This window comes from Nocardia stercoris (assembly GCF_003696265.1).
Lineage (GTDB): Bacteria > Actinomycetota > Actinomycetes > Mycobacteriales > Mycobacteriaceae > Nocardia > Nocardia stercoris.
This window is the reverse complement of record NZ_RFFH01000004.1, coordinates 380,103-401,499: the sequence shown is the minus strand read 5'-3', so window position 1 is coordinate 401,499 and position 21,397 is coordinate 380,103. Positions and strand designations below refer to the sequence as shown.

Below are 21,397 nucleotides of genomic sequence, written 5' to 3'. Positions count from 1 at the left end.
CCGTCGTCACCGGCCGCGCTGAGGCGCGGTCGGTGACGGGGACCGGTCGGATCTGGTTGCCGGTCCTAACCGACCTTGACGGCGTCGGTCACGAAGACCAGCGTCTCGTTGGGCTTGATGCCGTGGCCGCCCGCGCCGTAGCCGAGCTGCGGCGGGATGATCAGCAGCCGGCGAGTGCCCTGCTGGATTCCCTCCAGGCCCTGGTCCCAGCCCTTGATGACCTGGCCGCCACCGAGCGTGAGGGCGAAGGGCTCACCGCGGTCGAAGGAGCTGTCCAGCTTCTTGCCGTCGGACCAGGTCACCAGGGTGTAGTTCATCTGCAGCTTGTCGCCGGCCTTGGCCGCGGGCCCGGCACCGGTCACCAGGTCCTTGGTGATCAGCGTGGTCGGCGGGTCGCAGTCGGTCGGGATGGTGATGGTCGGCGCCTCACCGAACCCGCCGGTGGTCTTGATGTCTTCGGCGGTGCACGGACGCCCGTGGCTGGTGGGCGCCGGCGCCGCGGCCGTGGTCGTGTGCGCGGCGGTCGTCGTCGACGAGGTCGCGGACGCCGAAGTGCTGCTGTCGTCGTTGCACGCGGTGGTGCCGCCGAGCGCCGCTGCCACTACGGCCGCCGTACCGAGGATCCGGACCAGTTTCTGCATGCGCCGCACCCTATTGCACGCGCCCGCGCCCCGCACGACCGCCCTGTGACCCGAGCCACCCCGAGCCCCGAATTCGCGGTTGCCGTGATCGCCTCTTACACCGCAAGATCGAGCGGTGAACACCTGCGACAGACGTGAGCTGACCGGTCCCTTCGATGTGATCGGCGACGTCCACGGCTGCCGCAGCGAACTGGCGACGCTACTGGAACGGCTCGGCTATGTACTGGGCCGCGACGATCAGGGCCGGCCGGTCGGTGCCACCCATCCGGAGGGTCGCACGGTCGTCTTCGTCGGCGACCTCGTCGACCGGGGACCGGACACACCCGGGGTGCTGCGGCTGGCGATGGGCATGTGCGCCGACGGAGACGCGCTGTGCGTCACCGGCAACCACGAGAACAAGTTCGTCCGGGCACTGGCCGGACGCAATGTGACGATCGCGCACGGGCTGGCCGAATCGCTGTCCCAGCTGAGCGTGGAGGACCCCGAATTCCAGTCGGCCGCAACCGAATTCTGCGAGAACCTGGCCTCGCACCTGGTGCTCGACAGCGGCCGGCTGGTGGTCGCGCACGCCGGGCTGCGCGAGAATCTGCACGGCGTGGAATCGGTGCGGGCCCGGTCGTTCGCCATGTACGGGCAGACCACCGGGGAACTCGACGAGTACGGCCTGCCGGTCCGCTATCCCTGGTCGCACGACTATCGCGGCAAGGCCGTCGTGGTCTACGGCCACACCCCGGTCAGCGATCTGGTCTGGGTCAACAACACGCTGTGCCTGGACACCGGCGTGGTCTTCGGCGGCGAGCTGTCGGCGCTGCGCTACCCGGAACGGGAGACGGTCTCGGTGCCGGCGGAGAAGGTCTGGTGGGAGCCGACCAAGCCGTTGAGCCCGATGCCGGTGCCGCGCTGAGCCTTTCGGCGCTCAGTGCGCGCGCGGCAGGCGCACGGTGAACGTGGCGCCCTCGCCTTCCACGCTGTCCACCGTGACCTGGCCGCCGTGCGCGGTCACCATCGCCTGCACGATCGACAGGCCCAGCCCGCTGCCGCCGCTGGACCGGGCGCGGGAGGTGTCGGTGCGGAAGAACCGTTCGAACACCCGGGCCGCGGCCTCCGGCGGCAGGCCCGGGCCGCGGTCGATCACCTCGATGCGCACCTCGTCGCGATCCGGGGTCAACCGGACCGTGACCGGCGTGCCCGGCGGGGTGTGCGCGATCGCGTTGCCGAGCAGATTGCCCAGCACCTGACGCAGCCGTCCCGCGTCCCCGGGCACCTCGAAAGTGCCGGTGCCGCTGCCGATCTCCAGTGCCACCGGATGCAGATCCTTGCCTTCGCGCGCGGACAGTGCTCGCGCACTGTGCACGGCGTCGCCGGCCAGCGCCAGCAGATCCACCGGTTCGCGCGCCATCGGCCGCTGCGCGTCCAGGCGGGCCAGCATCAGCAGATCCTCGACCAGCAGCCCCATCCGGTCGGCCTCACCCTCGATCCGTTGCAGCACCACGGCCGGATCCTGGCTCGCACCCATCCGATACAGCTCGGCGAAGCCGCGGATCGAGGTCAGCGGGGTCCGCAGTTCGTGACTGGCGTCGGCGACGAACTGCCGCATCTTCTGTTCCGAGCGGCGCGCCGACTCCTCCGAGGCCGCGGTCGCGGCCATGCCCTGTTGCAGCCGGGCCAGCATCACGTTCAGCGACTGCGCGAGATGATCGACCTCGGTGTCGTTGTCGCGCACCGGAACCCGGCGGTTCATATCCCCGCCGGCGATCGCCATGGCGGTCTCCTCGACCTGCCGCAGCGGCCGCAGACTGCGCTGCACCACGAAATACCCGGCCACCGCCAGCAGCAACAACGCGGTGGCGCCGATGATCAGCTGGAACGCGACCAGCCGGGACACCGTCTGCTGGTTGTCGGTCAGCGGCAACCCGATCGTGGTGGACCCGTTCTCGTTCGAGATCGTGAGCACTCGCCAGTCGGTCTGCGTGGGGCCCGGCGCCCGCACCGTCGCCGGCCCGCCGCTGGGCAGCGTCGCCGGATCGGGTGCGTCGTAGCCGCCCGACACCGGCGGCTGGACCAGTACCTTGCCGTCGGGTGCCCGGCGCAGCTCGTAGAACCGGTGCGGCTGATCGGCATCCGACGGCGGCCGGCCCGCCCCGGGCATGTCGGCGGGCACCCACAGCGGCCCGTTCACCGTCTCGATCTGATGCATGGGCCGCGGCTTGGCCCAGCCACCGACGGAATCCTGGAGTTGCTCGTCGGTGCGGTCGAGCAGCGATCGCGACAGGGCCGAGGTCACAGCCGCACCGGACGCCGCGAGCACGACCGCGGCCAGGGTCACCATGGCGACCACGAGGCCGACCCGCAGCGGGATCGCCGACAGGCGCCGCCTCAGCGCCGAACGAATACGCACCGGACTTGTCTAGCCGGAAACTCTGGGGAAATGCTCGAGGTCGGCTGAGCGTTTCCGATCACGGCGCGATCAGCTCGGTGAGCCGGGCCAGGAACGGTCTCTGGCCCGTGCTGAGCTTGTCGTGCGCGGTGTCGGTGTCCCACCAGGCGGCGCGGTCGATCTCCGGGAACTCCTGGATCCGGCCCGATCGTGGCGGCCACTCCAGTTCGAACGTTCCCGGCACCACCGCGTCGGGGTCGAGGTCGGCTTCGATGGCCCATGCCGTCACCTGTTTGCGGCTGCGCCCGCTGCCGTATTCGACGGACCCGAGCGGCAGCCAGGTGCCGCCGGGCACCTCGATCCCGAGTTCTTCGGTGAACTCGCGGGCCGCGGCGGCCTCGATCGACTCCCCGTCCGGGTCGTACTCCCCCTTCGGAATCGACCAGGCGCCCAAGTCCTTTCGCGCCCACATCGGGCCACCCATGTGCCCGAGCAGTACCTGCAGGCCGGCGGACCGGCGGAACAGCAGCAACCCCGCGCTGAATCTCATCGCCATCCGGGGAAGTCTGCCGTAACCGCCGGTCCGGACGCTACGCGCCCGCGCCGTGCCGGCCGGCGCGGCGGCCGAAGAAGGAACCGGAACCGAGCTGGGTGCCGCTGGCGTAGCTCTTGCCGTCCTGCGCGAGGGTGGACGCGCAGGCGCCCGCCGCGTACAGGCCCGGAATCGGGGAACCGTTGTCGCGCAACACTTCACCGTTCGCCGAGACCCGCAGGCCACCCAGCGAGAAGCCGGCGTAGACCGCCTTGCCGAGGGTCAGGTCGAACGCGCCCCACGGGCCGGTGTCCTGCGGCTCCAGCCATTCCGCGCCCTTGTGGAAGTCGGGGTCCTCGCCCTTGGCGGCGTTCTCGTTGTAGCGGTCGAGGCTGGCCTGCAGCGCACCGGCCGGAATGCCCAGCGCCGCTTCCATTTCGGCGACCGTCTCCCAGCCGTCGATGAACGGGGTGAGCGGGAACTTGGGCCGCTCCATGTGCTCGGAGTCGACGATGAGATACGCGGCGGCACCTGGACGTTCGAGCACGAACGCCGATGTGCGCGAGTGGTAGGAGTCCTCGGCGACGAACCGCTGCCCGGACTTGTCGACGATGATGCCGGTCACCAGCTGTGCCGGCGGGTAGAACGGCGCGGTGAGGAAGGCCCGGTCCATGTTGCGGGTGGCGCCGCCGGCGGAGATGCCGAGCCGGATGCCGAGGCCGTCGTCGTAGGTGTTGCCGAGTACGAAGGAGTTCGCGGCCAGCTGCGGGGTGTTCTCGGCGACCATCTCGGAGTTCATCACGAAACCGCCGGTGGCCAGCACCACCGACTTGGCCCGGATCGCACCGGACTCGCCGAAGCAGCGCCAGCGCACGCCGACGATCCGGCCGTCGGAATCCGCGATCAGCTGGGTGATCCCGGTGTCGTAGCGGACGGTGACCCCGAGTTCCGCGGCCCGCTTCACCAGCAGGTCGACCACCATCTTCGCGCCCTGGGTGTCGCCGGGCACCGGCACCTTGTGGCCGCGCGGCGCGGGCACCGCCTGGTCGCGGAACGGCCACACCTTCTCGTTCCCGGAGAAGATCAGCCCTTCGGTTCCGGGCTGGATGACCGCCTTGTGCGGGTAGTAGCTGCGCTCGAACCGGAACCCGAGCCCCTCGAGCCAGTCGAAGTGTTCGACGCTGCCGGCGCAGTAGGCCTCGATCAGGTCCGGATCCGGGTCGGGCAGCACCGCGGTGAGGTATTTGGCCATCTCCTCGGCCGAGTCGTCGTGCCCGGTCGCCTGCTGCACGGCGGTGCCGCCGCCGAGGTAGAAGTGCCCGCCGGCCAGCGCGGACGTTCCACCGGAGGCGCCGGCACGTTCGAGCAGCAGGACGCGGGCGCCGGCGGCCGCGGCTTCGACAGCTGCGCACCCGCCGGCCACTCCGAAGCCGGCGACCAGCACGTCCACCTCGTCGGACCACTCGGTGACGGCGTCGGCCGCAACGACATCGGGAATATCGGTCGTCATATCGGCATCGTAGGCATCGGCGGGTGCCCCCGGAAGACTTTTCCAGAACACGTTCCAGTTTTGCTGCCGCGCGTCCCTCGGGTCAGGTGAAGCAGGGCGGCGGCAGGTACGGCCGCAGCGGGCAGTCCGGATAGAGGTTGGTGAGGTAGGCGTAGACGGCGTCCGCGACCCGGCGGCAGTTCCCCGCCGACGCCTTGTCGCCGATCTGGGTCGCGAGGTCGAGGCACATCGACCGGAGCGCGGACGAGGCGGTGAGCGCCCCGAGCGACGCGGTCGCGCCCGAGGCCGGGGTACCCAGGTAGCCGACGAGTCCGGCCTCGTTGACGACGTCAGCGGTGACGTTGCAGTACTGGGACAGGGTCTGAGTCACCGTGGGAACACCGCGCGCGATCGGCACGGCACCCCCGGTTCCGGTGGCGGCGCCCCGGCCGTCGATCGTGATGTCCAGGGGCGCGGCCAGCAGATCCGTCGCGTTGGCGTGGCGGTCGTCTCCGCATCGGCCGCTGACGGTGTAGGTCCCGTTGCCGAACGGGCCCAGCCGCTGCGATCCGTTGCCGTCCCCGTCGAGCGCGACCAGCCGGGCGGTGGTGCCGATCTGCACGCTGCAGGACCGCGGATGGTTCCGGTCGTCGCCCCGGCCCATGCCCCGCCCGCTGATCAGCACGTCCACGTACCCACCGGCCACGGTCGAGATCTGCACCCAGCCTTGATGTTCGGGCGCGACATGCGCCGGCACCGTGTCCGCCTGCCCGGGCGCGGCACTGAGCACAATTGCCGCCACGCCGGCACACACGCCGGCGACGAGGGACTGCACCTGGGACCCACCCTTCACGAGATCGACTGCGATCGGCGCCCGCTGAGCGCCCGGCCGCCGGTATCCGATCTTGAACAGCGTAGGGACACAGGCACTTCCGCACGTCCCGTTCGCCGGATTCGCCCACAAACTTTGGGGCACAAGGTGTTTCGAGAAAGCAACCGCGTTCACAACCGGCGGCAGAAGCACCGGCCGGGGGCGCGATCGACATGGTCGGGATGACAGGATTTGAACCTGCGACCCTCCGCTCCCAAAGCGGATGCGCTACCAAGCTGCGCCACATCCCGTGGTGGGCCGGCATGACCGGACCTGCGTCTTTGAGCGGGCGACGGGAATCGAACCCGCACCATCAGCTTGGAAGGCTGAGGTTCTACCATTGAACTACGCCCGCAGTGCATACGGCATTCCTGGGATCGCCACGATGCCGTCTGCGACACAGACTGTACCGAACGGCCCCACCGGAACGCCAATCCCCCCTCCCCCACGGCGGGCGATACCCCCGAGAAACGGGGCGGCCGCCCTGATTGTGGGATATCCGACATTGCGCTCCGGGGCATCGTGTACGTGCCGGAAAAATCGACCACTGGCCAGTGTGTGACCGCACGAGTCACGTAACTATGACAATTCCGGCGGCCTCTCGCTGCACTACTCGCTGACCTGGTGAGACACACCGAGTGCGACACGAAATTGGGTGTAACACTTCGGTCTCGTAGTCGATCACAGTACCGACAGCCATTCGCAGGGCCTGTAACCGATTGTGAAACCAGACGTTTCAGGACAGAGTGGCTTGCTAGGATCCTTTTTGCCGGACGGGGGTATCTGGAAAGGGGGCGGTGAGCATGACCTGGACAGGGTTCAGCCGACCGCGGAGCAGTGAGCACGATCCGGAGGGTGTAGTCGGCAACTCGGCCGGCACGGTCGGCGCGTTCGCGGGATGACCACCGTGACAGCCGAACTCGACACCAGCACGGTCACCGCTGTGGCGGCGACCGCACGGGACTGGGCGCGAGCACTGAGCGCCGAGTCCGGCTTGGCAGTGGGCCATGCCCAACTCGAAGCCATATTCAGCACAGTCGTCGGCGAGCTGATGGATCTGGCTCGCTTCGAACCGTTTCCGGTTCCGGCGGCCCGCGCGGTGGGGCGGCGCCTGGCCGAGTCGCCGTTCGACCGCACCCGCATGCTGGCCTCGGCCACGCGCGCGCTGCTCGGATTCGCTCCGGGCGAACCGGGTTCGCTGGTGGCCACCCGCTGGCCGTTCGTCGCCAGCCACGCCATCGACAGCTATGCCGAGGCATTGCAGCAGCGCGCCCTGGCCCAGCAGGAGCGGCACTTGACCGCCGCCGTCTCGGTGCGCGTGCAGGAAATCGCCGCGCTGCACCACCGACTGCGGCACGAGGCCACACATGATTCGCTCACCGATCTGGCGAATCGCTCACTGCTGCAGGAGCGTGTGCGGCTGATGGCGACCGACCGCTCCCGGGGTGTCGGCCTGTTGCTCATCGACCTCGACGACTTCAAGCAGATCAACGACCGCTTCGGGCACGCGATCGGTGACGAGGTCCTGGTCGAGATCGCGCGCCGGCTGCGCGTCACCTGCCCGGACGAGACGGTCGTATGTCGTTACGGCGGCGACGAATTCGTGCTCGCGCTGCCGGCACACCGCAATACGCTGAGCGAGCTGGCCATCCGGATCCTGGCCGCGCTACAGGACCCGGTGCGCTCCAGCTCCGGGCAGGTTCCGGTCTCGGCGAGCGTCGGTACGGCCTACTGCCCGCCCGAACGTGCCTGCGACTTCGCCGATCTGCTGCGCAGCGCCGACCGTGCCATGTACCGGGCCAAGACGGCCGGCAAACGCCGCTTCGCCCTGTCCGACCTGGACGAGGACGAGTCCGAGCCGGAGCATTTGGACGCACCGGTCGATCTGGCCGCGCGGCGCAACCTGGTCGCGGGCTAGCGACGCGGCCGCCGTTGCGGCAGTACCGCTTCGGCCGCGCAGGGCGCGTCGGCTGGGACCGGCCTCGGCTCGTCGCCGCAGTCGTATTGCCGGGTGCTTGTCGGCTGGGATCGGCTTCGCCCGGGTGGCGAGGTCGGCGTGGCGGGCCACCGGATCGCGGTCCGGTGATCGGTCAGCCGGGCTGGCAGGCCGGGCACCAGAACAGGTTCCGGTTGTCCAGCGTGGCATGCGCAACGGGGCTGCCGCAGACGCGGCAGGGTTCACCGGCACGCCGGTACACGTAGGTGCGGGGTTTGCCCGCGACGTAAGCCGGTGCGCCGTGGTCGTGTTCGGCGCGCACCACGTGCATCGCGCCACGCTCGACGCCGATCGCCATGAGTTCCACCAGATCCGCCCACAGCGCGTCCCATTCGGCGGCGGTGAGGTAGCGGCCCGGACGATACGGCGAGATCCCGTGCCGGAACAGCACTTCGGCGCGGTACACGTTGCCGACCCCGGCGATCACGGCCTGATCCATCAGCAGGGCGCCGATCGGACGGGTGGAACGCGCGATCCGCGCGCGGGCCCGATCGGGATCGGCGTCGGCGCGCAACGGGTCCGGGCCAAGGCGCGCGGTCAATGCCGCGACCTCCGGCGGGTGCAGCACCGCGCAGGCGGTCGGCCCCCGCAACTCGGTGCCGTACAACTGCTCGCCCTGCCCACGGCCGATCATCCGCATCCGCACCTGGCCGACCGGATCCCCCAGCGGCCCGGCCGATTCGGTGAACGTGCCGTACAGCCCCAGGTGCACATGGACGGCGAAGCCCGAATCGTAGTGGTGCAGCAGATGTTTACCCCAGGCCTCGGCCCGCACCAGCACGCGTCCCGACACCAGCGCGGCGCCGTCGGCGAAGCGTCCCTGTGGGCTCGAAACCTGAACCACCCCACCGCCGAACCGGCGCTGATGCAGGCCGGCGAGGCGGTGGAGCGTATGTCCTTCGGGCAACTCAGGCAGGCAGGGCCGGGGCGATACCGGTCTTCTCGTACTCGGACAGGATGTCGATGCGGCGCTGGTGGCGCTCCTCACCCGACCACGGGGTGGTGACGAAGGCGTCGACGATGGCCAGCGCCTCCTCGGGGGTGTGCATGCGGCCGCCGATGCCGATCAGCTGCGCGTTGTTGTGCTCGCGCGCCAGCTTCGCGGTCTCCACGCTCCACGCGAGCGCGCACCGGGCGCCCGGCACCTTGTTGGCGGCGATCTGCTCGCCGTTGCCGGAGCCACCGAAGACCAGTCCGAGGCTGCCCGGGTCGGCGACGGTCCGGCGGGCCGCCTCGATGCAGAAGGCGGGGTAGTCGTCGAGAGCGTCGTATTCCAGTGCACCGCAGTCGACGACCTCGTAGCCGGCGGTCTGCAGGTGGTCCTTGACAAGGTTCTTCAGTTCGAAGCCGGCATGGTCGGCACCCAGGTAAACGCGCATGCCTGGCATTCTGTCAGGCCGCCCGGCGGCTGCGCGGCCCGGGCCGACGGGCCGAATCCGGCTAGAGTCGGCCGCATGCAGTCCGATGATCAGGGGACGCCGTCGGGAGCATCCGACGGGCCGGCGCCCACGCCCGGTGCGACGTCCGGTGACTGGAACCCGGTGACCGGGATGGCGGGCTGGGACCCGCGGGTCGGGCCGCCGGGATGGGCACCGCAGCAACCGTATTCACCACCGCCCCCGGCCCCACCGATACAGCGGGCGCGCGGTCTGTCTCCCTGGGGTATGCCGGCCCGGCACAGCTGGGAGATCCCCATGCTGTGCGTGGTCGTCGCGGTGACGGTGATCTCCTATCTGGTCGCCCTGCTGCTCGTGCTGTCCGGCGGCATCAACCAGTACGCGCTGCTGTTGCTGGCCGCGCCGCTGCTGCTCTGGTACGGCCGTGGTCTCAACTACGCCCTGCAGCGGGTGAACGCGGTGAAGATGTCGCCGACCCAGTTCCCCGAGGGCTACCGGATGGTGCAGGAGGCCGCGGCCCGTTTCGGGATGGCGACCGTGCCCGACGCGTACGTCACGCTCGGCAACGGAATGATCAACGCGTTCGCATCCGGGCACGGCTTCCGGCGGTACGTCGTGGTCTACAGCGACCTGTTCGAGATCGGCGGTGCCGCACGGGATCCGGAGGCGCTGGCGTTCATCATCGGGCACGAGGTCGGGCACATCGCGGCCGGGCACGTCTCCTACTGGCGGCAGCTCGGCATGTTCCTGGTGCCGTTCCTGCCGATCCTGGGTTCGTCGCTGATCCGCACCCAGGAGTACACCGCCGACAACCACGGTTTCTGCAATCGCCCGCAGGGCGCGCCCGGGGCGATGCGGACGCTGGCGGGCGGCAAGTACCTCAACACGCTGGTCGGCTTCGACGAGATGGCCGACCGGGCGTCGCGCGAGCGCGGCCTGTTCGTGTGGGTGGCCAATGCGCTGTCCTCGCACCCGGTGCTGACCTGGCGAATGTGGGCACTGCGCGACCGCAGCCGGCACGGGAAGCTGTTTCTGTCGCCCACCGGCCCGGTACAGCGGCAACTGCCCGAGTACCCGGGACCCCAGCCCAGCTACGGATATTCCGCCCAGCCGGGCCCCCCGCAGGGCGGATATCCGCGGGCCGGGTATCCGCAATCCGGTTATCGCCAGCCCGGATATCCGCCGGGCGGTCATCCACAGCCGGGGTACCCACCCGAACCCGCGCGCTACGGCACACCACCACCCACCGAATACTGAGCGAGACGACGGCGGGCCCGGAGCGGATCGACTCCGCCCCGGGCCCGCCCGCGTTCGGCTCAGTCGAATTCCGGGCCCTCGGTACGGCTGCGCTTGAGTTCGAAGAAGTGCGGATACCCGGCCAGCACGACCGAGGCGTCCCACAGCTTCCCGGCCTGCTCGCCACGCGGGATCCGCGACAGGACCGGACCGAAGAACGCCACGTCGTTGATGACGATGGTCGGCGTCCCAACGTCCGGACCGACCTTGTCCATGCCGGCGTGGTGGCTGGCCCGCAGCGCCTCGTCGTGGTCACCGGTGTGGGCGGCCGCGGCCAGCGACTCGGGCAGGCCGGTCTCGGCGAGCGCCTCGGCGATGACGGTGTCCAGGGCCACTGCCTCGTCGGCGCCGGTGTACTCGGCCCGGCGGTTGTGGATCCGGGTGCCCATCGCGGTGTAGAGCGGGGCCAGCACCTTGTCGCCGTGGTCGGCGGCGGCGGCGATCGCCACCCGCACCGGTCCCCACGCCGTCTCCATCATCTTGGCGTACTGCTCGGGCAGGTCCTTGCCCTCGTTGAGCACGGCCAGGCTCATCACGTGGAAGTTGACCTCGATGTCCCGGACCTGTTCGACCTCGAGGATCCAGCGGGAGGTGATCCAGCACCACGGGCACAGCGGGTCGAACCAGAAGTCGACCTTGTCCTTGGTTCCGGAGTGCGCGGTTGTGTCGCTCACGTCGAATATTTCCTCTCGGGGAAGTCACCCGGCGACGCGGTCGTCGCCTGAACAGATCAACGACGGAGACTTGCGGATATTTCCCGGCGACCCAAGTAGCCTCGAAATGGTCATCATGGCGGTCCTCGGCAGGAGGTTCGGTTATGAGCACAGAACCCGGATTCGTCGTCGCAGGCGGTGGCCTGGCCGCCGCGAAGATCGCAGAAGCCTTGCGGGACAACGACTTCGCCGGACCGATCACGATCGTCGGCGCCGAGGAGCTACTTCCCTACGAACGGCCGCCGCTGTCGAAGGGCCACCTGCTCGGCAAGGAGGGCCTCACCGACTTCACGCCGCTGTCCGGCGACTGGTACCGCGAACACGACGTGACGCTGCGGCTGGGCACCGTCGTCGAGCGGATCGACCGGGCGGCGAAGTCGGTGGCGTTGAGCGACGGTTCGACCGTGTCGTACGCCAAGCTGGCGCTGGCCACCGGCGCCCGGCCGCGCACCCTGCCGATTCCCGGTGCCTACGCCGAGCGCGTGCACACCCTGCGCACCCTCGCCGACTCCGACACCCTGCGGGAGATCTTCGGGGTCGTGGAACGGCTGGTGATCGTCGGCGCGGGCTGGATCGGCCTGGAGGTCGCCGCCGCCGCCCGGATCGCCGGGGTGGGCGTGACCATGCTGGAGACCCAGCCGGTGCCATTGGAGTCGATCCTGGGCTTCCGGATGGGTGAGGTGTTCGCCGACCTGCATCGCGACCACGGCGTGGTGCTGCGCTGCGGCACCTCGGTGGCCGAGATCGTGACCGCCGACGATCTGGCGACCGGAGTCCAGCTGTCCGACGGGGAGGTGATCGCCGCGGACGCGGTGCTGGTGGCGGTCGGCGCGGCACCGAACGTGGAACTCGCCGCCGACGCGGGCCTGGCCGTGGGCAACGGGGTGCTGGTCGACGCGTCGCTGGCCACCGACGACCCGGACATCGTCGCGGTCGGCGATATCGCGGCTGCCGAACATCCGCTGCTCGGCGCCCGTATCCGGGTCGAGCACTGGGCGAATGCGCTGAACCAGCCCGCGGTGGCGGCACAGACCATGCTCGGCCGACCGGCCGTATACGACCGGCTGCCCTACTTCTTCACCGACCAGTACGACCTGGGCATGGAGTACACGGGCTATGTCGCGCCCGGCGCCGACGCCACCGTGGTGGTCCGCGGCGATGTCGGGGCGCGCGAGTTCGTGGCTTTCTGGCTGGATCCGCAGCGGCGGGTCCGGGCCGGCATGAACGTCAACGTCTGGGACGTCACCGACCGGATCAAGGAACTGATCACCACCGGTGAACCGGTCGACCCGGAACGGCTGGAGAACACGAATCTGCCGCTCTGACCCGAACCGTGCCGTTCCGCAGCTACGCCGTTAATGAGCGGTGGGATTTCGTGACGGTCCGGGCTACGGTGAGCAACCGTGATGCTGCTCACAGCGAAATCGCGCGAAGACAGGTCGAATTCGCTCGCCCGGCGCCGACTCGGTTACGCGGCGTCACACCGGCGCCCGTCGTCCACAGGAGTTCTGCGATGAAGTACATGCTGCTCAAGACCTACACCCCCGCCGCGTACTGCGACACCCCGATCACCGAGTGGTCTCCCGAAGAGTTCCGGGCCCACATCGAGTTCCAGCGCACGCTGGGCGCCCAGCTGGCCGGTTCGGGTGAACTCGTCGACGCGCAGGGTCTGGCCGATCCGTCGCAGGCCCGGATCGTCAGCTCGGACGGCCGGTCGGCGCCGGTGGTGACCGACGGCCCGTTCCCCGAGACCAAGGAGTTCCTGGCCGGCTACTGGATCGTGGATGTGGACAGCCTCGACCGCGCGCTGGAGATCGCGGCGACCGCCTCGGCGGCCCCAGGGCCGGGTGGCCGCCCGATCGGCGAGTACATCGAGGTCCGCCCGGTGATGAGCGCGCCCGCCACCGACGCATGAGCACGACCGCGATACCGACCGAAATCGACTGTCTGCTGCGGGAACTGGCGCCGCAGGTGGTCGGCATCCTGGCCCGGCGCAGCGGCGACTTCGACGCCGCCGAGGATGCCGTTCAGGAGGCCCTGCTGGCGGCCGCGCTGCAATGGCCGGAGTCGGGGCTGCCGGACAACCCGCGGGCCTGGCTGGTCCACGTCGCCCAGCGGCGGCTGACCGACGCGATCCGATCCGAAATCTCCCGGCGGGCAAGAGAATCCACCGTCGCCGATCCGGAGCCTGCCCCGCCGGCCGACGCCGAGACCGACAGTCACGACGACACGCTCGCCCTGTTCTTCCTCTGCTGCCACCCGGCGCTGCCGCCCGCGAGTGCGATCGCCCTGACCCTGCGTGCGGTCGGCGGCCTGACGACCGGCGATATCGCCCGCGCCTTTCTGGTCCCCGAATCGACCATGGCGCAACGTATTTCCCGGGCCAAGAAACAACTCAGCGGGTTCGACCGCCCGTTCGCGCCGCCGCCGGATTCCGTGGACGGCAATCAGCACGAGGCCACGGATTCAGCTGCCGCGCTTAACGATTCGACCCCCGACTGGGAAACCCGGCTGGCCCCGGTGCTGCGCGTGCTGTATCTGATGTTCACCGAGGGCCACACTTCCAGCGCCGGAACACAACTCGACCGGGCCGACCTGGCCGCCGAGGCGATCCGGCTGACCCGCCTGGTCCACCGGCTACTGCCCACAGATCCGGAGGTGACCGCGCTGCTGGCGATCATGCTGCTCACCGACGCGCGCCGCCCCGCGCGCACCGGGCCGAACGGCGAACTGATCCCGCTGGCCGAACAGGACCGCACCCGCTGGGACCGCCGGCGCATCCTCGAGGGTATCCGGCACGCCACCGGCGCGATCGGCCACGGCCTGACCGGTCCCTACCGGATCCAGGCCGCGATCGCCGCCGTGCACGCCCAGGCCCGGCAAGCCGAGGACACCGACTGGGAACGGATCCTCGCGCTCTACGACCGGCTGGCGGAGCTGACACCCAATCCGATGGTCACCTTGAACCAGGCGGTCGCGGCGGCGATGGTGCACGGTCCCGCCGCCGGCCTGGCCCGGACCGAGCCGCTGGAGGCCGCCCTGTCCGGCCACCACCGCTTGCACGCGGTCCGCGGCCACCTGCACGAGATGGCGGGTGACCGCGCCGCGGCCGTCGACTGCTACCTGGCCGCGGCCCGCGCCACCACCAGCACCCCGGAACACGATTACCTGACCCTGCGCGCGGCCCTGCTGCGCACCACGCCACCGGATGAGGAGACGCCGTGACCTACCCCACCGATCCCCGCGTGGACGACTACATCGACGCGCTTCCCGACTGGCAACAGGAGATCTGTCAGCAGGTCCGTGATCTCGTGCACGCCGCCGACCCCGAGGTCACCGAGACGATCAAACGCACCGTGCAGCCGTATTTCGTGCTGCAGGGCAATATCTGCGCGCTGCTGGCCACCCGCGACCACGTGAACGTGTTCCTCTACGACCCCACCGTGCCCGATCCGGCCGGCATCCTCACCGGCGGCCACGACAACAAGACCGGCCGCACGGTCGCGGTCTACCGAGACGCTCCCCTGAACGCCCCGGCCCTGACCGAGATGTTCCGCCACATCATCGCGAACAATCGCGCCGGCGGCTGGCGAAAGCTGAAGCAGCAGAGCTGATCAGGACCAGGCGGTGCCGGTGATCAATTCGTAGGCCTCGGCGTACTTGGCGCGGGTGGCGGCCACGATGTCGGCGGGGATCTCCGGGCCCGGGGGCTCCTTGTCCCAGCCGGTGGAGGTCGCCCAGTCGCGGACGAACTGCTTGTCGAAGGAGCGCTGTACGCGGCCGGGCTCGTATTCGGCGGCGGGCCAGTAGCGCGACGAGTCGGAGGTGAGCACCTCGTCGCCGAGGGTGAGAACGTCACCGTCCCAACCGAATTCGACCTTGGTGTCGGCGATGATCACGCCGCGGTCGGCGGCGTAGGCCGCGCCGCGGGTGTACAGGTCGAGGGTCAGCGCGCGCAGCCGCTCGGCGACCTCACGGCCCTCCTGGTTCACCACATCGTCGAAGGTGATCGCCTCGTCGTGGCCCTCCGACGCCTTGGTGGTCGGCGTGAAGATCGGCTCGGGCAGCTTGTCGCCCTCACGCAGGCCCGGCGGCAACGCGATCCCCGACACCGCGCCGGTCGCCTGGTACTCCTTGAGCCCCGAACCGGTCAGATAACCGCGGGCGATGCACTCGACCTGCACCATCTTCAGCGGCTTCACCCGGACCGCGCGGCCCGCGAACTCGGCTGGCACATCGGTGGTCGACACCAGATGGTTCGGCACATCGGCGAAATAGCCGAACCACCAGTTCGACAGCTGGGTGAGTAGCGCGCCCTTGTCCGGGATCGGCGTCGGCAGCACCACGTCGTACACCGAGACCCGATCGGAGGCGACCAGGATCAATGTGTCGCCGTCCTCGTAGAGGTCACGTACCTTGCCCGCGTGGATGTGCTTCAACTTCTCCTCCTGCGCCCGTAGCCGGTCCTGGCGGCAAGCCGTCGGCCACCACCTGGCAACCCTACCGTCCGCCGAGGACGCTCCCCGCCCCGCATCGTGCCCGACTTGCCCGGCAACGACGGCGGCGCCACCGCACCCCGTGGCATGCTGGGCAACGGCGGGTAGCCCCGCCGCGTCGAGCGGTTCGCGTCGCATGCTCCCTGGGCGCGAATCCCGGCAATGCTCTCCCGACCAGCGAAGGAGTTTCCTTTGTCCGCACCGAATCTCACCCGTGAGCAAGCGGTCGAACGCGCCGCGACCGTGGCGGTGGAGAACTACCACATCCAGCTCGATCTGACCGGTCAGCCGACCAGCCCGGGCGGCGAATCCGGTGCGACGTTCCACTCGCGGTCGACGGTCACGTTCACGGCGCAGCCGGGAGCGCAGACGTTCGTCGACATCGTGGCCGCGGGAGTACGGTCGGCAACCCTGAACGGCACCGCGCTGGACGTGAGCGAGTACGACGAGTCCAAGGGGCTCACGCTCACCGACCTGGCCGAACACAACGTGCTGGTGGTGGAGGCCGACTGCCGCTACTCCAACACCGGTGAGGGCCTGCACCGTTTCGTCGACCCGACCGACAACAAGGTCTACCTGTACTCGCAGTTCGAGACCGCAGACGCCAAGCAGATGTTCGCCTGCTTCGACCAGCCCGACCTCAAGGCCACCTACGACATCGTGGTGACCGCGCCGGCGGACTGGGAGGTCATCTCCAACGGCGCGACGGCCGCCACGCGCACGGTGGGCACCGTGGTCGAGCACACCTTCGCCACCACGCCACGGATGAGCACCTATCTGGTCGCGCTGATCGCCGGCCCGTACGCGAAGTGGACCGACACTTTCAGCGACGGGCACGGCGACATCCCGCTGGGCATCTACTGCCGCGCCTCGCTGGCCGAATTCATGGACAGCGAACGGCTTTTCACCGAGACCAAGCAGGGTTTCGGCTTCTACCACCGCAATTTCGGGGTGCCGTACGCGTTCGGCAAGTACGACCAGCTGTTCGTGCCGGAGTTCAACGCGGGCGCCATGGAGAACGCGGGCGCGGTCACCTTCCTCGAGGACTACGTGTTCCGGTCCAAGGTGACCCGGGCCTCCTACGAGCGGCGCTGCGAGACGGTGCTGCACGAGATGGCGCACATGTGGTTCGGTGACCTGGTCACCATGAAGTGGTGGGACGACCTGTGGCTGAACGAGTCGTTCGCGACCTTCGCCTCGGTGCTGTGCCAGGTCGACGCCACCGAATACACCAGCGCCTGGACCACTTTCGCGAACGTGGAGAAGTCCTGGGCGTACCGCCAGGACCAGTTGCCCTCCACCCACCCGATCGCCGCCGACATCCCGGACCTGGCCGCCGTCGAGGTGAACTTCGACGGGATCACCTACGCCAAGGGCGCTTCGGTACTCAAGCAGCTGGTCGCCTACGTCGGCCTGGAACCGTTCCTGGCCGGCCTGCGCGACTACTTCGCCACCCACGCCTACGGCAACGCCACCTTCGACGACCTGGTGGGCGCGCTCGAAAAGGCTTCCGGCCGTGACCTTTCCGGCTGGGGTGCGCAGTGGCTCAAGACCACCGGTCTCAACACGCTGCGCCCGGACTTCGAGGTGGACGCCGAGGGCAGGTTCACCCGGTTCGCGGTCGTACAGGAGGGCGCCGAGCCCGGTGCCGGCGAGTTCCGCGTGCACCGGCTCGCGATCGGCGTGTACTCCGACCAGGACGGAAAGCTGGTGCGCACCAAGCGTGTCGAGCTCGACCTGGAAGCTGCGCCGCGCACCGAGGTTCCGGAGCTGGTCGGCGTCGAGCGCGGTGCGCTGGTCCTGATCAACGACGACGACCTCACCTACTGCGCGGTCCGCCTGGACCCGCAGTCGCTGGCGACGGTGTCCGAGCGGATCGCCGACATCTCCGAATCGCTCCCCCGGACCCTGTGCTGGTCGGCGGCCTGGGAGATGACCCGCCAGGCCGAGATGAAGGCCCGCGACTTCGTGGCGCTGGTGCAGCGCGGCGTCGGCGCCGAGACCGAAATCGGTGTGGTGCAACGGCTTCTGATGCAGGCGAACACCGCGCTCGGCAGTTACGCCGACCCGGAGTGGGCGAAGAGCACCGGCTGGCCGGCCTTCGCCGACCGGCTCCTGGTACTGGCCCGCGAGGCCGCCGCCGGATCCGACCACCAGCTGGCGTTCGTCAACGCCCTGACCGCGGTGCCGCTGTCGGCCACCCACCTGGAGGTGCTGACCGCGCTGCTGGACGGCAACGTCGACAACACCGGGCTGCACGGCCTGACCGTCGACACCGACCTGCGCTGGCGAATCCTGCAGGCGCTGGCCGCGGCCGGCGAGATCGACGCCGAGAGCCCGGCCACCCCGCGCATCGACCGCGAGCTGGAGCGCGACCACACCGCCGCCGGCCGCCGCCAGGCCGCCACCGCCGCCACCATGCGCCCGCAGGCCGGGGTGAAGGAGAAGGCTTGGGCCACAGTGATGTCCGACGACACCGTCGCCAACATCACCACCCGCGCCATCGTGGCCGGCTTCGCGCCGGTCGGCCAGGACGAGCTGGTGGCGCCCTACGCCGAGCGGTACTTCGCCGAGATCCCCGCGGTCTGGGAACGCCGTTCCAGCGAGGTCGCCCAGACCGTCGTGGTCGGCCTCTACCCGCACTGGGCGATCACCGAGGAGGCGGTGGCCCTGGCCGACAAGTTCCTCGGCGAGGACCACCCGCCGGCCCTGCGCCGCCTGGTGATCGAGGGCAAGGCCGGAATCCAGCGTTCGCTGCGCGCCCGGGCCTTCGACGCGAGCTGACGAACCCGGTGGCCCGCATCGCAGTACGCGGTGCGGGCCACTATCCGGCCGTAATCCCGCTGCTCAGAGCGGATCTGCCGACAGCAGCATCGGGCGCGCATCCGCCCGCCATTGCGGCACCGTTAAGGCATGGCTGACGACAAGATCCCGAGTTTCTCCTGGCGGGCCCGCGAACAACTGCTGACCCGCCGCGTCCTGGTCCTGCAGGGCCCGCTGGACGACGACAACGGCACCCTGCTGATGACCCAGATGCTGACCCTGGCCGCCGAGGACGCCGAGGCGGGTATCGCGCTGTGGATCCACTCGCCCGGTGGTTCGGTGCCCGCGATGCTCGCCATCCGCGACGTGATGCGCCTGGTGCCCTGCGAGGTGTCCACGCTGGCACTCGGATTGGCATGCAGCGCAGGCCAATTCCTGCTGTCATCGGGCACGCCCGGGCGGCGGTTCGCCCTGCCGCACGCCCGCATCCTCATGCACCAGGGTTCCGCCGGGATCGGTGGCAGTGCGGTCGAGGTGGAGGTGCAGGCCGACGATCTGCGCTACACCGTCGACACCGTGATCGGCCTGATCGCCGCCGACACCGGCCAGCCGTTCGACCGGATCTACGAGGATTCGCTGCACGACCGCTGGTTCACCGCCGCGCAAGCCCGGGACTACGGGTTCATCGACGGCATCGTCGAATCGTTCGACGCCGTCGTCCCGCGCCGCCACAAGGCGGGAATCCGATGAGCAGCTACACGATTCCCAACGTCGTCACCCGCGATCCCCGCGGCGAACGCATCACCGACATCTACTCCCATCTGCTGAGCGAGCGGATCGTCTACCTGGGCACCCCGATCGACTCCGGGGTGGCCAACGCGCTCATCGCCCAACTGCTGCACCTGGAATCGGACAACCCCGACCGGGAGATCAACCTGTACATCAACTGCGAGGGCGGTGAACTGCCCGCGATGCTCGCGGTCTACGACACCATGCAGTTCGTCAAGGCGCCCGTGCACACCACCTGTGTCGGACAGGCGCTCGCGGTCGGCGCGGTGCTGCTGGCCGGTGGCGCGCCCGGCCATCGCGCCCTGCTACCGCACGCAAGGGTCGTCCTGCACCAGCCGGCGGCGCGCGGTCAGGGCACGATTCCCGACCTGATCCTGCAGGCCGAGGAACTGGTCCGGATGCGTTCCGACATCGAATCGATCCTGGCCCGGCACACCGGACAGACCGTCGAAACACTGCGCCACGACACCGATCGGGACCGGGTCTTCACCGCGCGGGCGGCGATCGACTACGGCCTGGCCGACGGCATCCTCGACGCTCGGATCTGAACGCCTCAGGCGGCCATCAGGGTCGGGGTGAACCGCTGGGTCAGCGTAGGTCGCGGCGCCACACGGTGAACAGCGTTGGAGCGCAACGGGATCGGGCGGCGTAGCGCAGCCTCGCGGCTCTGCAGTTCCTCGGCGACCTGCCCGGTCAGCTCGCCGAGGCTGGTCCCGAGCGCACCGGCCAGCGCGGCGATCATCTCGCTGGACGGTTCCTTGCGGCCCCGCTCGACCTCGGACAGGTACTGCGGGGACACCCCGGCTCGCCGGGCCGTCTCCACCAGCGTGTCGCCCTGGTCCAGGCGCAGCGTGCGCAGCCGCCGGCCCAGGACCTCCCGCCACAACGGCTCGGCCGGCTCCGGACGCGGGGAATCCGCGCGCCCGCCGGGAATCGACTGCAGTCTGCGATGCTCGGACATGATCCGAGCGTACGGGCGGCGGCCGTCCACCGGCCCGGTCTTTCTGCTCTCAGCAGACGAACTTCGCATGCCGCACGACCGATGCAATAGCCGAAGGGTCCCTTCACTCAACAGTGAAGGGACCCTTCGGTCATCCGTAACAACTGATTTCGTGCCGGCCGGGTAACTCACCGGGTACGCCCAGAATCGGTGTCTCGCCCAGCCCGCCGCCACGGGTCGACAAGCCCTGACGGCACCCAGCCGGCCGCAAAAAACGCGGGGACGGTCAGGCGGGGCGGCCGATGGCGGCGGCCATGACGCGGACCGCCGACACCAGGCCGTCGATCAGCTCGCCCTTGCGGATCGAGCTCAGCGCCGCTGTGACGCCCAGCTGGCACACCCGGTCGTTGACCCGGTCGGCGACCTCGCGCCCGGACCGAACCTCGACGGCCTGGTCGTTGGGCGAGACCGCGATCAGCACCGTGCGCTCGGGCTCGGGCAGGCTCGGGAACAACGCCTCGGCACCGGCACCCGAATTCGCGCCCAGGTCACCGATGTAGACGGTGAAGCGGACCTTGGTGCTGCGCGTCGCGTCGGTGAGTGTGTTGTCCATCAGCAGCCGCTCGGTGTCGGTGAACGGCGCCTCCTTGAACAGGTCACCGGCCTCGTGCACACCGGACACACGTCCGCTGGAGGTGACGACCCAGCCGTGCGGCAGGTCGGACTCGACCACTGCGGGCCAACTAGAACTTGCCACTTGCCCGGCCTCCGATCAGGTCCGACACCGCGTCGGCGGGTTCGATTGCGATGTGGGTCTCACGGTCGCCCACGACGTGGTGACCGTAAACGATCACCTCATCGGTCGCAGTCCACAGCACCGGGTCGGCGGTCCACTTCTCCCGAAGGGTGTAGTGGGCCGGCTTCTCACCGGGCAGCGGCTTGCCGAGGTACGACAAACCGGCGATCACCGCGTAGATCGCCGCAGGGATGCCGACGAAAATCAGCACTGTATCCAGAACGGTCACGCCGCTCACGGTAGACGATGCGGGCGCCGCCCTCGACGACGAGGGCCACCGAACCGACGTGTCGGACCGAAA

Annotated in this window: 20 protein-coding genes, 2 tRNA genes and 2 pseudogenes; 10 read left to right on the top strand and 14 right to left on the bottom strand. The window is 69.6% G+C overall.

Annotation, left to right across the window (positions count from 1 at the left end):
- Positions 1-65: 65 nt before the first annotated feature.
- The gene (locus EBN03_RS12845; RefSeq protein ID WP_122188199.1) at positions 66-641 is read right to left on the bottom strand and encodes an FKBP-type peptidyl-prolyl cis-trans isomerase; all 576 of its coding nucleotides are present in this window, start codon (positions 639-641) and stop codon (positions 66-68) included.
- A 127-nt stretch (positions 642-768) separates the two neighbouring features.
- Between EBN03_RS12845 and EBN03_RS12840 the strand changes: the two are divergent.
- Positions 769-1,524, top strand: a pseudogene (locus tag EBN03_RS12840) (metallophosphoesterase); the annotation flags it as partial.
- Positions 1,525-1,557: 33 nt separating this feature from the next.
- Here EBN03_RS12840 and EBN03_RS12835 read toward each other — a convergent pair.
- The 6 genes from EBN03_RS12835 to EBN03_RS12810 form a co-directional block, all read right to left on the bottom strand.
- Complete coding sequence (locus EBN03_RS12835; RefSeq protein ID WP_325052071.1) at positions 1,558-3,039, bottom strand: sensor histidine kinase; 1,482 nt, start codon at positions 3,037-3,039, stop codon at positions 1,558-1,560.
- A 58-nt stretch (positions 3,040-3,097) separates the two neighbouring features.
- Complete coding sequence (locus EBN03_RS12830) at positions 3,098-3,574, bottom strand: NUDIX domain-containing protein (RefSeq protein WP_122188197.1); 477 nt, start codon at positions 3,572-3,574, stop codon at positions 3,098-3,100.
- A 34-nt stretch (positions 3,575-3,608) separates the two neighbouring features.
- Complete coding sequence (locus EBN03_RS12825; RefSeq protein WP_122188196.1) at positions 3,609-5,060, bottom strand: FAD-binding protein; 1,452 nt, start codon at positions 5,058-5,060, stop codon at positions 3,609-3,611.
- An 82-nt stretch (positions 5,061-5,142) separates the two neighbouring features.
- The gene (locus tag EBN03_RS12820; RefSeq protein ID WP_122188195.1) at positions 5,143-5,874 is read right to left on the bottom strand and encodes a hypothetical protein; all 732 of its coding nucleotides are present in this window, start codon (positions 5,872-5,874) and stop codon (positions 5,143-5,145) included.
- A gap of 210 nt (positions 5,875-6,084) precedes the next feature.
- Positions 6,085-6,161 (bottom strand) — tRNA-Pro (locus EBN03_RS12815).
- Between the two features lie 33 nt (positions 6,162-6,194).
- Positions 6,195-6,265, bottom strand: a tRNA-Gly gene (locus tag EBN03_RS12810).
- Between the two features lie 543 nt (positions 6,266-6,808).
- On the opposite strand from EBN03_RS12810, the gene EBN03_RS12805 reads away from it, so the two are divergent.
- Positions 6,809-7,828 (top strand): GGDEF domain-containing protein, encoded by a 1,020-nt coding sequence (locus EBN03_RS12805; protein ID WP_122188194.1) that lies wholly within the window; start codon positions 6,809-6,811, stop codon positions 7,826-7,828.
- Positions 7,829-8,000: 172 nt separating this feature from the next.
- Here the strand turns inward: EBN03_RS12805 and EBN03_RS12800 are convergent, their stop codons facing one another.
- The gene (locus EBN03_RS12800) at positions 8,001-8,813 is read right to left on the bottom strand and encodes an Fpg/Nei family DNA glycosylase (RefSeq protein WP_122188193.1); all 813 of its coding nucleotides are present in this window, start codon (positions 8,811-8,813) and stop codon (positions 8,001-8,003) included.
- A 1-nt stretch (position 8,814) separates the two neighbouring features.
- Positions 8,815-9,285, bottom strand: a complete 471-nt coding sequence (locus EBN03_RS12795; RefSeq protein WP_122188192.1) for a ribose-5-phosphate isomerase — start codon at positions 9,283-9,285, stop codon at positions 8,815-8,817.
- 171 nt (positions 9,286-9,456) lie between these two features.
- On the opposite strand from EBN03_RS12795, the gene EBN03_RS12790 reads away from it, so the two are divergent.
- Entirely contained in the window at positions 9,457-10,560 is a 1,104-nt protein-coding gene (locus tag EBN03_RS12790) for a M48 family metallopeptidase (protein WP_407671145.1), read from the top strand.
- Positions 10,561-10,619: 59 nt separating this feature from the next.
- On the opposite strand, the gene EBN03_RS12785 is transcribed toward EBN03_RS12790, so the two are convergent.
- Positions 10,620-11,273: a mycothiol-dependent nitroreductase Rv2466c family protein gene (locus EBN03_RS12785; RefSeq protein WP_122188191.1), complete on the bottom strand. Its 654-nt coding sequence runs from the start codon at positions 11,271-11,273 to the stop codon at positions 10,620-10,622.
- 143 nt (positions 11,274-11,416) lie between these two features.
- Here EBN03_RS12785 and EBN03_RS12780 point away from each other — a divergent pair, with 143 nt between their 5' ends.
- The 4 genes from EBN03_RS12780 to EBN03_RS12765 all read left to right on the top strand — a co-directional run bounded on the left by EBN03_RS12780 (position 11,417) and on the right by EBN03_RS12765 (position 14,926).
- Positions 11,417-12,637 (top strand): NAD(P)/FAD-dependent oxidoreductase, encoded by a 1,221-nt coding sequence (locus EBN03_RS12780; protein WP_122188190.1) that lies wholly within the window; start codon positions 11,417-11,419, stop codon positions 12,635-12,637.
- A gap of 188 nt (positions 12,638-12,825) precedes the next feature.
- Positions 12,826-13,227 (top strand): YciI family protein, encoded by a 402-nt coding sequence (locus EBN03_RS12775; RefSeq protein WP_122188189.1) that lies wholly within the window; start codon positions 12,826-12,828, stop codon positions 13,225-13,227.
- Complete coding sequence (locus EBN03_RS12770) at positions 13,224-14,537, top strand: RNA polymerase sigma factor (RefSeq protein WP_122188188.1); 1,314 nt, start codon at positions 13,224-13,226, stop codon at positions 14,535-14,537. The genes EBN03_RS12775 and EBN03_RS12770 overlap by 4 nt, the downstream gene beginning before the upstream one ends.
- Positions 14,534-14,926 carry a DUF1801 domain-containing protein gene (locus EBN03_RS12765; RefSeq protein ID WP_122188187.1) on the top strand — a complete coding sequence of 131 codons (393 nt, stop codon included), beginning with the start codon at positions 14,534-14,536 and terminating at the stop codon, positions 14,924-14,926. The genes EBN03_RS12770 and EBN03_RS12765 overlap by 4 nt, the downstream gene beginning before the upstream one ends.
- On the opposite strand, the pseudogene EBN03_RS12760 reads toward EBN03_RS12765, so the two are convergent.
- Positions 14,927-15,772 (bottom strand): annotated as a pseudogene (locus EBN03_RS12760) (phosphoribosylaminoimidazolesuccinocarboxamide synthase); the annotation flags it as partial.
- A 228-nt stretch (positions 15,773-16,000) separates the two neighbouring features.
- Between EBN03_RS12760 and pepN the strand changes: the two are divergent.
- From pepN to EBN03_RS12745, 3 genes are all read left to right on the top strand, one after another.
- The gene (pepN, locus tag EBN03_RS12755; RefSeq protein WP_122188185.1) at positions 16,001-18,592 is read left to right on the top strand and encodes an aminopeptidase N; all 2,592 of its coding nucleotides are present in this window, start codon (positions 16,001-16,003) and stop codon (positions 18,590-18,592) included.
- Between the two features lie 129 nt (positions 18,593-18,721).
- Positions 18,722-19,321: a ClpP family protease gene (locus EBN03_RS12750; protein WP_122188184.1), complete on the top strand. Its 600-nt coding sequence runs from the start codon at positions 18,722-18,724 to the stop codon at positions 19,319-19,321.
- Positions 19,318-19,908 carry a ClpP family protease gene (locus EBN03_RS12745; RefSeq protein WP_122188183.1) on the top strand — a complete coding sequence of 197 codons (591 nt, stop codon included), beginning with the start codon at positions 19,318-19,320 and terminating at the stop codon, positions 19,906-19,908. The genes EBN03_RS12750 and EBN03_RS12745 overlap by 4 nt, the downstream gene beginning before the upstream one ends.
- 5 nt (positions 19,909-19,913) lie before the next feature.
- Here EBN03_RS12745 and EBN03_RS12740 read toward each other — a convergent pair whose 3' ends face one another.
- The 3 genes from EBN03_RS12740 to ctaJ all read right to left on the bottom strand — a co-directional run bounded on the left by EBN03_RS12740 (position 19,914) and on the right by ctaJ (position 21,325).
- Positions 19,914-20,321 (bottom strand): helix-turn-helix domain-containing protein, encoded by a 408-nt coding sequence (locus EBN03_RS12740; protein ID WP_122188398.1) that lies wholly within the window; start codon positions 20,319-20,321, stop codon positions 19,914-19,916.
- Between the two features lie 265 nt (positions 20,322-20,586).
- A complete protein-coding gene (locus EBN03_RS12735) occupies positions 20,587-21,057 on the bottom strand; it encodes a DUF5130 domain-containing protein (RefSeq protein WP_233608343.1) in 471 nt (156 codons plus the stop codon).
- Entirely contained in the window at positions 21,044-21,325 is a 282-nt protein-coding gene (gene ctaJ / locus EBN03_RS12730) for an aa3-type cytochrome oxidase subunit CtaJ (RefSeq protein WP_122188181.1), read from the bottom strand. Before ctaJ ends, EBN03_RS12735 begins: the two co-directional genes overlap by 14 nt.
- Positions 21,326-21,397: the final 72 nt, after the last annotated feature.